This is a genomic window from Brevibacterium picturae (assembly GCF_030453725.1).
GTDB lineage: Bacteria > Actinomycetota > Actinomycetes > Actinomycetales > Brevibacteriaceae > Brevibacterium > Brevibacterium sandarakinum_A.
The window spans coordinates 1-12,218 of the sequence record NZ_JAKDJU010000090.1; the positions used below are offsets into that span (position 1 = coordinate 1).

The window sequence follows — 12,218 nt, forward strand, 5'->3', positions numbered from 1 at the left end:
CGCTGCACCGGACCGGGTGCGTGCTCGGGTCGGCAGGACATGGGTCCCGGACTGGAGCTGTCCGATCCAGAGGTCGTAGCAGCGGACGAGGAGGACGTCCTTGTCGCCGGCGGCCATCACCCTGCCCACCGACACCTCGGCGCGCTTGGCGATTCCTCGGACCGTGGTGGTCTTGTAGCCGAGTTCGAGGAACAGATCGGCGGCAGCGAAGATGATCTTCTCCTCGGTTCTCAGCCGCCGATCGGTGCGTGAGTGAACATGTTCAGTGACCATAGTCGAATCCTAAGCCTTTCCGTGTTCAGTTACCAGATTCAGACACAGGATGCGGTGAAATGAGCAGGTGTTGCCCGGAAGGGAAAGTTAATGTACCTTAACTTTATGAACGTCGATCCATCGAAAACCGGCAGCCCCGAAGTCTCCGCGACGCGCCCGAAGAAGGTCTCGACGTTCCTCCTCCTGGGCCCGGCCTTCGTTGCCGCGATCGCGTACGTCGATCCGGGCAATGTCGCGGCCAACCTCACCGCCGGTGCCCAGTATGGATACCGCCTCGTGTGGGTCCTCGTCGCGGCCAACCTCGTCGCCGTCCTCGTGCAGTACCTGTCGTCGAAGCTCGGGCTGGTGTCCGGGCAGTCACTGCCGAGTCTCCTCGGCGACAGGCTGAGTCGACGCTCCCGGCTGGCGTACTGGGCGCAGGCGGAAGTCGTGGCCATCGCCACGGACCTCGCCGAGGTGATCGGCGGTGCCATCGCCCTGAAGATCCTCTTCGACCTGCCGCTCCTCCTCGGCGGAATCATCGTCGGAGTCGTGTCCCTGTTCCTGCTCTCGATCCAGTCCACCCGCGGTCAGCGCCCCTTCGAAACGGTGATCATCACCCTGCTCGCAATCATCGCCATTGGCTTTCTAGCAGGCTTGTTCGTCGGCGATGTGAATTGGGGACAAGCCGCGGGTGGAATCGTCCCCAGGCTCGAGGGCACGAACTCGGTGGTCTTGGCCGCAAGCATGCTCGGCGCGACCGTGATGCCGCATGCGATCTACCTGCATTCGGCGCTGTCGGTCGACCGGCACGGCACGGCTCCGCGAGCCTCGATTCCTCAGCTGCTCAAGGCCAGCCGCTGGGACGTGGTGCTCTCCCTCGTCATCGCAGGCTCAGTCAATATCGCGATGCTGCTTCTGGCCGCCGCCTCGCTGCGCGGTCAGGACGGCACCGACACGATCGAGGGCGCGCACGCGGTCGTGACGGCCAACCTCGGCGAGCTTATCGGTCTGTTCTTCGGCATCGGACTGCTCGCCTCGGGGCTGGCCTCGAGCGCCGTCGGCTCCTATGCGGGGGCCTCGATCATGCAGGGGCTGCTGCGGGTCAACGTGCCGATCGTGTGGCAGCGGGCGGTGACGATGATCCCCGCGCTCATCATCTTAGGACTCGGTGCGGATCCGACCTGGTCGCTCGTGCTCAGCCAGGTCGTCCTCAGCCTCGGCATCCCGTTCGCAATGATTCCCCTGGTCAGGCTGACGATGAACCGGACGGTGATGGGGGAGTACACGAACACGAGGATCATCGCGGTCGTGGCGATCGCCGCCTCGGCGCTCATCGTCGTCCTCAACGTCGTGCTTCTCGTGCTGCTGGCCCTCGGCATCGACTGAGGCGGAGGACGGGCTGGGCATCGACTGAAGCGGAGGACGAGCTCGGTCTCTCTGGCCTCGGTGCCGAGTGCGCCCTCGTATCATGCGTCCGAGCCCGCACCGATGAGGTCTCGACGTCTCTTCCGCGCAGACAGTCGCCGTCCGATGAGCCCGTGTCGGGGGCTGAACAGGTAGACCAGAGCGAAGATCGCACCTTGGGAGAGTACGACCATCCCACCGGATGCGGTATCGAGGTAGTAGCTCGAGTAGAGCCCGAGCAAGGCACAGCCGATCGAGATCGCCGGCGCGATGAGCAGCATGCGCTGGAATCGGTCCGTGAGGAGGTATGAGGTGGCGCCGGGAATGATGAGCATGGCGACGACGAGCACCACCCCGACGGCCTGCAATGCGACGACGGAGGTGAGCGCGAGCAGCCCGAGCAGCATCGCGCCGAGGAGCTTCGGGTTGAGCCCAAGGGCATGGGCGTGAGTGGGGTCGAAGGCGAAGAGCGTGAAATCCCGGTTCTTGGCCACGAGCACCGTCAGGGTGATGGCGCCGAGGATCGACACCTGGAGCAGTTCGGACCAGGAGACGCCGAGGAGGTTGCCGAAGATGATGTGATTGAGGTCGGTGTGCGACGGCGTGACGGAGATGAGGACCAGACCCAGGGCGAACAGGGATGTGAAGACGATCCCGATCGCTGCGTCCTCCTTGATGCGGCTGGTGTCGCGGACTGCACCGATGAGGCCGACGGCGAGGAACCCGAAGATCACCGCACCGAGGGCGAACGGTGCGCCCAGGGCGTAGGCGAGGACGACGCCGGGCAGCACCGCATGTGAGACGGCATCACCCATGAGCGACCAGCCGATGAGCACCAGCCAGCACGAGAGCACGGCGCAGACGATCGATGCGATCAGCGTCGTCGCCAAGGCGCGGAGCATGAAGTCGTATCCCAGGGGCTCGAGCACGAGTTGAACGGCGGTCATGTCCTATCACCGCTGTTCATCACATCGAGTCCGAAGGCCAGGGCGAGGTTCTCGGGTCGGAGGACCTCCTGGGGTTCGCCGTGGAGCAGAACCCTGCGCATGAGCAGGATCGCCTCATCGGCCAGACTCGGCAGCGCATGCAGATCATGGGTGGACACGAGCACCGTGGCACCGGCCGCGGCGAGCTCTCGCAGCAGTCGTGTGATCGTTGCTTCGGTGCGCTTGTCGACACCGGCGAACGGTTCGTCGAGGAGCAGGATCGTGGCGCCCTGCGCGATGCCTCTGGCGACGAATGCCCGCTTCTTCTGTCCTCCCGAGAGCTGGCCGATCTGGCGGTCGGCGTACTCGGTGAGTTCGACGCGTTCGAGGGCGCGGTCGACGGCCTCGCGGTCGGCCCTCCGGCGCATCCGCAGCGGTCCCATGTGCCCGTACCGGCCCATGGTGACGACTTCCCGCACCGACAGGGGGAAGTCCCAGTCGACGTCCTCGCTCTGCGGGACGTAGCCGAGAACGCCCGATCGTCGTGCGCTCATCGTGGACGTGCCATTGATCATCACGCGTCCCCGATCAGGTTCCAACAGTCCCATGATGGTCTTGAACAGGGTCGATTTGCCGGACCCATTCATGCCGATCAGCCCGCAGATCCGGCCGGCCCCGAGGGTGAGGCCGGCGCGGTCGAGGGCCAGGACCTGCCCGTAGTGGACGGTCACCTCGTCGACGGTGATGGCGGGCGTGCTCATGAGCTCTTCCCGGTCAGGGCATCGGCGATGACTGCGGAATCGTGCCGGATGAGGTCGAGGTAACTCGGGACCGGGCCGTCGGCCTCGGATAGCGAATCGACGTAGAGTGTGCCGCCGAACTCAGCCTCGGTGGCCTCGACGACCTGCTCCATGGGTGCTGCGGAGACCGTGGACTCGCAGAACACCGCGGGCACGTCGTTGTCTTCGACGAATTCGATCGCCGAGGTGATCTGACCGGGTGTCGCCTGTGCCTCTGCGTTGACGGGCCAGATGTACTTCTCACTCAGCCCCGCGTCTCTGGCGAGGTAGGAGAATGCGCCTTCGCAGGTGACGAGCGCGCGCTGTCTCTTCGGCAGGGCGGACAGGTCTTCCATGAGTTCGTCCTGGACCGTCTGCAGCTCGGCTCTGTAGCTCTCGGCCCGGGCGCTGAATTCCTCCGCGTGCTCGGGGTCGAGCTCGCTGAATGCTGCGGCCATGTTGTCCGCATAGATCTGGACGTTGAGCGGACTCATCCAGGCATGGGGGTTGGGTTTACCGGCGTACGCATCCTCGGTGATAGAGAGTTCCTCGATCCCTTCGCTGACGACGGCATGGGGGACGTCGAGGTCGCCGACGAACTGTTCGAACCACTGTTCGAGATTGAGCCCGTTGTCGACGACGAGATCGGCTTGCGACGCTCTGCGGATGTCTCCGGGGGTGGGCTCATAGCCGTGGATCTCGGCTCCGGCCTTGGTGATGGACGCGACGTCGAGATGCTCGCCGGCGACGTTCTCTGCGATGTCGGCGAGCACGGTGAAGGTGGTGAGGACGACCGGTTTGTCTCCCTGGCCGCCCGGCGAGCCGAGCGAGGAGCTGCTGGCAGCGCAGGCAGTGAGGCCGAGCGCCAGGGCCGAGGCGGTGACGGCTGTCAGCGTGCGAGCAAGGTGGCGGTGTCTGCGGCAATGATGTCTGAGGTGGGGCAAGGCGGCTCCTGCTTCGGAAACTGGTGCCCGAGGCTGAATCGGACTCGAAAAGTTAAGGTACGTTAACTCTAGATCGAACCGATTCGGGTGGCAACTTTCTCATCTGCGCAAATGGGCAATCCTGTCCGGTTCTGCAGAGCTGTCACTCGTCAACCGTCAGCCGAACAATCCGAGCCTCAGCCGCCGCGCAGATCCGTCGGCTCGACCATGGTGCGCGGATTCGACCTCACCCACCACGGCCGAGGCGCTCCTTCCTCGGCGGCCTGGCGCCGTTCCTCGCCGGTGGCGTAGCGGTAGGTGAAGATCCGGACTCGGATGAGTGCCGGTGCCTGACCGTCGAAGGGATCGGGACCCAACTGGGTGCGGATCTGAGCATCCCCGGAGCCGATGCGCTCAACGAGACGAGAGAACCAGGACTGTCGGTAGTCGCCGAGGGCCGCGAACCACATCAGCCAGTCGAGGCGCAGATGATAGGGCGCGACGATCGGTGAGCGGCGGCGCACGTCACCGGGTTTGCCCTTGAACACGTAGGGACGCCAGTCGCCTTCAGCCATCGTCGCCTCGGGATCGAGGGTGCCTTCGATGATGATCTCGTCGCGGGATTCGGTCATCGAACCGAAGGCCCCATAGGCGTTGCCCAGCCCCCACCGGTTGAAGCTCGCGTTCATCAGCTGACCGCGCGAGAAGAGGTTGCGCAGGGCAGGGACGTTGAGCACGCACTGCCAGATGACGAAGGCCGTGATCAGGATCGCCCACCACAGGGGGAGGGCGCTGGAGGCATCGGTCGCCTCGGCGCCGGACGAACCGGGCCAGCCCCACCCGGGCCACGGACCGCCGACGATCCAGGCCAGGAACGAGTCGCTGATCCCGGCGAAGGCGAGCAGAATCGTCGCCCAGTTCAACCACGCATAGTTGCCGGTGACGACGAGCGCGAGCTGCGAGATGATGATGGCGACGGCCGCGAAGGAGGCGATGGGCTGGGGCAGGAACAGCAGCCACGGGGCGATGAGCTGGATGACATGGCTGCCCAGCGTCTCACTGCGATGCCACCACCCGGGCATGAGGTGGGCGCGGCGGCTGAAGGGGCCCGGCATCGGCTGGGTCTGATGGTGGTAGTCCATGGCGGACAGGTCACGCCAGGAGCTGTCCCCGCGCATCTTGATCATGCCCGCCCCGAACTCGACGCGGACGACGAACCAGCGGAGGAAGACGATCATCAGCAGCGAAGGAGCCACCTCGTGGGAGCCGAGGAAGCCGACGAGGAACCCGGACTCGAGCAGGAGGGACTCCCAGCCGAAGCCGTAGAAGCGCTGACCGATGCTCGAGATCGAGAAGTACAGCCACCACATCAGCCCGAACACCGGGATCGTGGTCCACGCGGGACCGGCCTGGGGCAGTCCGATGATGACGGTCACGGCTGCCAGCATGCCGACGCCGCAGACAATGCGCAGCCGACGGTCGGTGTAGGTGAAGTGCTTCCAACGGAACAGGCTCGGTGCCTGATCAGAGGTGGTGAGTGCAATGAAGCGAGGTGCTGGGGTCAGCCCGCGCTCACCGAGCAGGGCGGGGAACTGGTTCCAGGCGCTGAGGAAGGCGATGAAGAACAGAGTCGCGACGCCGCGCTGCAGCACTTCGCGGGCGATCGTGTAGTCCTCGGCGGTCAGGAATGACAGCAGAACCCCGAGGTCCATGGCTCACACCTCCTCGAACATCGGCCGGCCCAGGCCCGGTGGCCCGGTGGCCTGGCCCTGGGCGATTCAGTTCCGACTATGGTCCCCGCGTGAAGATTGTGCAAGGGGGCGGGGTGCAGACCTCAGCTCGGCAGACCTCAGCTCGGCAAACTGCCGGTGCGGGCCAGGTTGTTGAGCGCATCGGCGAATCGGGCCGAGGCGATCGGGTCCTGGCCGCAGATGCGCATGGGTGGGTGGTCGCTGAAGTGCGCGGGTGTCACAGCGTCGGCCCCCGGGTAGTGCGATGTTCCCCCGAGCAGCTGTCCGGGCCCGGCCTGTGCGAGGACGAAGCCGCGGCCATGGCCGGTGGTCGAGACCAGCATGAACCGGCGATCGGTCGCCACGAGCATCTGCGGCGGCCGGGTGCGGTCGCCGCGCAGCCACATCAGGATGCGCTCACCGGGATTGAGTACGTCGAATGGGGGATGGTTGCCGGTGGTCAGTTGAGCGCCGAACGGAGCCATCTGGCCCTGCACGCCGAAAGGTGAGCTGCCCTCACGCCTGGCGAATGCTGACCCGATCCGCGATGCGAGTGACGACCTCCGTAAGGCGCCGAGGGGTCGGGGGCGGTCATAGCCGAGGAGTCGAGCCTGACCCATGGCCCAACGGCGGGTCGCGAACTGTGCACCCAGTGCCAGAAGCAGAATCGGCAGGCAGACCACGAGACATTGAACCGTCGGCAGATAGGACAGGGCGAGCACGAGGATCACAGGGTTGACGAGGAGGGAGATGACGAAACTGAGGACGAAGACGGTGATGGACGCTGCCTTGCTCGTGCGACTGCAGGCATCGACGATGCCGTTGAACATCAGCCCGAGTGTCACCAAGATCCAGCAGCAGAGGACCACGACGAGTGCGGGCAGCGGCGACTGCAGATAGTCGCCCCATACCGTTCCGGGTTCGCCCGGGGATTGCGCGAGCGCAGTCCAGGACACGACCGACGCGGCGGCCAGCAGCCCACTGATCGGTCCCAAGGAGAACACTCTGTACCAGGGGCGGCGCACAAACGCGGTGAACCGATCGAGCACATGACCCCGGTGGAGCTCATTGGACTCCCAGTTGGTTCGAGTTCCGTCCTCTTCGAAGAGCATGACTGCAATCGTGGTGACGAAGCCGAGGATGGCGAAAGCCGCCGATGCGGCGATCGTCGGGTCGGCATCGCCGGCGTGGCCCGGCCTCAGGCTGAACCCGCTGTTTGCGGTGTGGAAGACGAGTGTCGCGATCGCTGAGGACACCAGTCCGCTGATCACAACTGGGAACATGGGGTGGAGATGGACTCTGGTCCTCATGCCTCAATCCTCCCAGCCGACGGCCCGACCGGTGACGGAACCGTGTTGCAGATCTGAAGCAGCCCACCTCCCCGAGGTGGCATGCTCACTGACGGTGAGCAGCCTCGGCGAGGTGGGATTCGGGGCGTCCGCCTGATGTCGGAGGGTCCGCGGCTTCAGTCCTTCGCGGCAGCCGCCGGCTCGACCTCCTCGACCTCATCCGCTGAGGTGGGTATCGCCGGAATCGAGTCCGTGGCCGGGGGAGTCGGCGGGGTCACGACCGACTGGTACGAGTGCTCGTGCGAGTAGGCGAGGAACGACAGATGGTTCTCGTAGCGGTCGAGGACGTCGTCGATGATCTGCTGAGAGCTCAGACCCATGAGGTCATAGCCCTCGGAACCGGTCTGCGTGAACACTTCGATCCGGTAGTACACGTCATCGCCGCGAGGAGCGTTGCGTCCGCCGAACGAGGGAACATTGTGTTCGACAGCGGCAATCTGATACTGGAAGTTGCGCTGCTGACCCATGTCGACGATGAGCGTGGACTCCGTGATCTCGGACTCCGTGTCCGGGTCCTCGATGAGTTCGACCGTGTAGTCGAGTTCGCGGAACTCGGCGGCCACGGCTTCGAGCGCAGGTTCGACCACCTCGTTGACGAATCTGTCGACGGCCTTCTTCGACGGGTAGGAGCGCAGGGTCGCCAGACGCTGACGCCAGGTCTTCTCCGGGGTCCGGCCGCCGTGGGCCGCCGTGGTCCGACGTTTGCGGGACCGACCCTCCCGCTCGGCTCTCTCCATGCGCAGAACCTTGGAGAACGAGGCCATGACGAGGTAGGCGATGATCGTCACCGGCAGGGCGAAGATCAGCGTCGCGTATTCCATTGTCGTCACTCCACCGGCCACAAGCATGGCGATGGTCAGCACGGCGGTGACGAGTGCCCAGAAGATGCGCAGCCATTTGGCTCCGTCCTCCTCGGGGTTCGGGATGTTGGAGCTGAAGTTCGACATCACCATTGCTCCCGAGTTCGCGCTCGTGAGGTAGAAGAGGAGACCCGAGAGCGTGGCCAGACCGATGAGGAAGGTGGATCCCGGGAACATGTCGAGCAGGGCATACCAGCCCTGTTCGGGTGAATCGATGGCCAGCTGCGCGAATTCGTTGTTGCCGTCGAAGACCTCGGCGAGGGCGGAGTTGCCGAAGATCGTGACGATGATGAAGTCACAGAGCACCGGCGCGGTGATCGCGGCGATGACGAACTCACGCAGAGTGCGCCCACGGGAGATCCGGGCGAGGAAGAGTCCGACGAAGGGACCCCAAGCCAGCCAGAATGCCCAGAAGAACAGCGTCCAGGCGCCCATCCATGCGGAGCCGTCCTCGACATAGGCGAAGGTGGACAGGGTGCGTTCGGGCAGAGTGAAGATGAAGCGGCCGATGTTCTCGACAATGGCGTTGAGCAGGAACGCGGTCTTGCCGGTGACGAGGATGTAGAGCATCATCGCGGCACAGGACCAGAGGTTGAGTTCGGAGACCAGGCGGATGCCCTTGTCCACGCCCGAGGTGCAGGCTGCGATCGTCATGACGACGGCGACGAGGACGAGGGCGATCTGGAGGGCGAGACCCTGGGGGAGTCCGAAGAGTTCGGAGAAGCCGACGTTGAGCAGGACGACGCCGATGCCCATCGAGGTGGCCACGCCGAAGACGGTGCCGACCAGGGCGAAGATGTCGATGACGTCGCCGGTGGCGCCGCGGACGCGCTTGCCCAACAGCGGGTAGAGGACCGCACGAATCGACAGCGGCATGCCCCAGCGGTAGGCGAAGTAGCCCATGGCCATGCCCAGCAGCGAGTACATCGACCAGCCGGCGATGCCGTAGTGGAACATCGTCCACACAACGGCGTCCTGAGCGGCTGCCGCGGATTCGGGATCGGCATTGACCGGTTGGAAGAACTGGGTGATGGGTCCGGTCACCGAGTAGAAGAGCATGTCGATGCCCACGCCTGCGGCGAAGAGCATGGCAACCCAGGTGAAGAGGTTGTACTGCGGCCTGGAGTGGTCCGGGCCCAATCGGACCGAGCCCTCCTTGGACAGTGCAACCCACAGGACGAAGGCGATGACGACGGTGACCGTCAGCACGTAGTACCAGCCGAGGTTGGTCGCGATCCAGTCGACGATGGACTTCATCGTGGTCTGGGCGAAGTCGGGCATGAGCATCGCCCAGATGGAGAATGCGAGGATCACCCCCGAGGAGATGATGAAGACCTTCCAGTTGACCCGAGATCCCCGCTCGTCCGTGAGTTCGGCGGGGCCGCGGCTCATCTCCGTACTGGAGATCGGAGGGCGCTTCTCCGGGTCGACGTCACGGGCGGGCCTGTCGGTTCCGCCGAAGCGCTCACGCTCGACGATCGGCCGTTTCATCTTCTCATCGTTGGAATCCTGCACGCATAACCTCCGGTCGGAAACTTTGGACTCGCCCAAAAGGGCACCGATCCATCCTAGGCTCTCGGAATTTTCCCAGTGACTCCGCCCCTTCCTTTCAGGACCAAGTCGTTACTTGCAGGTAGGGCGTGAGGCCCGGCAACCACGGCGAGGACGGGGCTGTGATGGTTGTGTTTTCAACGACGGAATTGTCCCGATCGCGTCAGACGAGTGACCGCAACGGCGAAGGCCCGTGACTGCCGGGGATCCCCACCGACGACGCGCATCACCGGATGATCATGGAAGTGCGCAGTGGTCATCAGGTCGCGCCCCACGCGCTCCGACCGGGCTCCGGCCAACTGCCCGGGGGCGGCCTGGTCGAGGATGAAGGTCCTGTCGGACCCAAGGATCGAGGCACGGACGAACCTCTGATTCGTGGCGATGAGGAGCTGAGGTTCCGGTGTGCGCTCACTCTTGAAATACGTGAGCACCGTCTCGTCGGGCTCGAGGACGTCGAACGGTGGTCCGCCGGTATAGGACGTCCCCGGAGCCCCCGGAGCCCCCGGAAGAACGGAGTCGAAGCGTTGAGCACGGGATTCCGGCCACAGCGTCGGGGCAGGACGGGGTGCTTCCCAACGGGCGACTCGAGCAATGGCCCACACGCGGATCCCGGCCATGGTGAGCAGGCTCAGCAGGAACGCGATGACAGTGACGATCAACGCGAGGCTCGTCGGCTGCGATGGCAGAAATGCAAATCCGGCAGTGATTCCGAGGCCGAGGATGACCATGGCGACGAGGACCGTGGCGACGAGGACCGTGGCGAAGAGACCGGACCGGGTGCGATGGAATGCCTCGGCGCAGGCGGCGATCGCGAATCCGATGTTCGCGGCGCTCCAGCAGGCGAGGAAGACAACGATGGCCGGCAGGGGCGAGGTCATGTAGTCGCCCCACACTGTTCCCGACGTTCCCGGGACTGCGGCGATCGAATGCCAGATGAACACCGAGGCTGCGGCGAAGGCGGCGAAGATCGGGCCGACGGAGAACACCTTGATTGCCGCCTGCCTGATGAAGCCGGTGAATGAATCGGGAATCCGGGGTTCGAAGCGGCGGCCTTTCGCAGCTGCTGCGTCGTCGGTGAAGAAGATGATCGCAATGGAATGGACGAAGCCGAGGACGCCGAAACCCACCATCGCCGCAGATGAGGGGTCGATGTCCCCGCGGTGACCCGTCCGAGGATCGATGCCGGCGTTGAAGAGGGAGAAGGCGAGAAGCGCGAGGACAGCAAGGAGGGCACCGCAGATCACTGTTGCGAAGAATGTGTGTGTTCTTAACCTCATGCTCTGAAGTCTTACAGCTGAGATCGCCGCAGGAGGTGCAGGATTGTTCCAGATCTGTGTCGCCTCGTCAGCGGCGAACCTGTCCCGTGCGCGCCAGCAGGGTGACCGCCTCGGCGAAGGCCCGGGACTGTTCGGGATTGCCGCCGACGACGCGCATGTCCTGGCGATCACGGAAGTGCGCAATCGTCACGAGATCGGATCCCTCGCGCTGCGAACTGGCCCCTGCCAGCTGTCCGGGGGCGGCCTGTTCGAGGACGAAGGTCCTCTCGGATCCGAGGATCGAGGCCCGGGCGAATCTCTGATCCGTGGCGATGAGCATCTGCGGTTCCGGAGTGCGGTCGCTGGGGAAGTGCATGAGCAGCTTCTCGCCACGGCGGAGCATGTCGTGCGGTGGCCCGTCTGGGTGGGGCCGCGGCTGATGCTGCTCATTCTGGTGACGCTGCTCATGCTGGTGACCGAACCGGGCCCGACGCCGTCGTTCCCGAGCACTCGGTCCGGGATGAGTCGCGTCGTAGTGGGCGACTCGGACACTGGCCCACGCGCGGGCACCGAGGAGCGCGATCAGGCTCACGGGCAACGCGATGACGGCCATGATCAGTGCAGGACCGGTCGGCTGATCCGGGAGGAAGAAGAAGCCGACTGTGATGCCGAGGCCCGCTGAGAACATGACGATCATGCCTGCGATGAACAGTCCGTGGCGATCACGGTTGAATGCCTCGGCGATGGCGGCGAAGGTGAACCCGATGTTGGTCGCGGCCCAGCACAGGAGGAAGAGTGCGAGGGCGGGCAGCGGTGACGCGGTGTAATCGCCCCAGACCGTTCCCAGAGTTCCCGGGAACTCAGCGAACGAATGCCAGATGAACACCGAGGCTGTGCAGATGACCGCGAAGATCGGTCCCACCGACAGCACCTTGTACCAGGCCTGTCGAACGAATCCGGTATATGAATCGGGTGCCCTGGGAAGGTGGGGGTCGGTGGCCGCGTCAGCTGTCTTCGGCGAATCATCGTCGTCGAAGAAGATGATCGCGACGGAGTGGTAGAGGCCGAGCAGGCCGAAGCAGGCCGAAGCAGCGCCCTTGGGGTCGAAGTCGCCGACGCGGCCGGCCCGAGGATCGATGCCGGCGTTCGCGAGGGCGAAGACGACCAGCATGAAGAGAGCGAGCG

Annotated in this window: 10 protein-coding genes; 1 reads left to right on the forward strand and 9 read right to left on the reverse strand. The window is 64.8% G+C overall.

What is annotated here, in order from left to right; all coding sequences use genetic code 11:
* The coding region (locus L0G76_RS10025; protein ID WP_304357109.1) for a TetR/AcrR family transcriptional regulator at positions 1-273 on the reverse strand (273 nt) is incomplete at its 3' end.
* A 105-nt stretch (positions 274-378) separates the two neighbouring features.
* Here L0G76_RS10025 and L0G76_RS10030 point away from each other — a divergent pair.
* Positions 379-1,641: an Nramp family divalent metal transporter gene (locus L0G76_RS10030; protein ID WP_304357110.1), complete on the forward strand. Its 1,263-nt coding sequence runs from the start codon at positions 379-381 to the stop codon at positions 1,639-1,641.
* A gap of 80 nt (positions 1,642-1,721) precedes the next feature.
* Here L0G76_RS10030 and L0G76_RS10035 read toward each other — a convergent pair whose 3' ends face one another.
* The 8 genes from L0G76_RS10035 to L0G76_RS10070 all read right to left on the reverse strand — a co-directional run.
* On the reverse strand, positions 1,722-2,606 hold the full coding sequence (locus L0G76_RS10035; RefSeq protein ID WP_304357111.1) for a metal ABC transporter permease: 885 nt from the start codon (positions 2,604-2,606) through the stop codon (positions 1,722-1,724).
* Positions 2,603-3,346: a metal ABC transporter ATP-binding protein gene (locus tag L0G76_RS10040; protein WP_304357112.1), complete on the reverse strand. Its 744-nt coding sequence runs from the start codon at positions 3,344-3,346 to the stop codon at positions 2,603-2,605. The genes L0G76_RS10035 and L0G76_RS10040 overlap by 4 nt, the downstream gene beginning before the upstream one ends.
* Positions 3,343-4,308: a metal ABC transporter substrate-binding protein gene (locus L0G76_RS10045; protein ID WP_304357113.1), complete on the reverse strand. Its 966-nt coding sequence runs from the start codon at positions 4,306-4,308 to the stop codon at positions 3,343-3,345. The genes L0G76_RS10040 and L0G76_RS10045 overlap by 4 nt, the downstream gene beginning before the upstream one ends.
* 176 nt (positions 4,309-4,484) lie before the next feature.
* A complete protein-coding gene (locus L0G76_RS10050) occupies positions 4,485-5,999 on the reverse strand; it encodes a lipase maturation factor family protein (protein WP_304357114.1) in 1,515 nt (504 codons plus the stop codon).
* A gap of 137 nt (positions 6,000-6,136) precedes the next feature.
* A complete protein-coding gene (locus L0G76_RS10055) occupies positions 6,137-7,327 on the reverse strand; it encodes a hypothetical protein (RefSeq protein ID WP_304357115.1) in 1,191 nt (396 codons plus the stop codon).
* Between the two features lie 155 nt (positions 7,328-7,482).
* A complete protein-coding gene (gene betT, locus L0G76_RS10060) occupies positions 7,483-9,717 on the reverse strand; it encodes a choline BCCT transporter BetT (RefSeq protein WP_304357118.1) in 2,235 nt (744 codons plus the stop codon).
* Positions 9,718-9,914: 197 nt separating this feature from the next.
* Positions 9,915-11,054 carry a hypothetical protein gene (locus L0G76_RS10065; protein ID WP_304357116.1) on the reverse strand — a complete coding sequence of 380 codons (1,140 nt, stop codon included), beginning with the start codon at positions 11,052-11,054 and terminating at the stop codon, positions 9,915-9,917.
* 67 nt (positions 11,055-11,121) lie between these two features.
* The coding region (locus L0G76_RS10070) for a hypothetical protein (RefSeq protein ID WP_304357117.1) at positions 11,122-12,218 on the reverse strand (1,097 nt) is incomplete at its 5' end.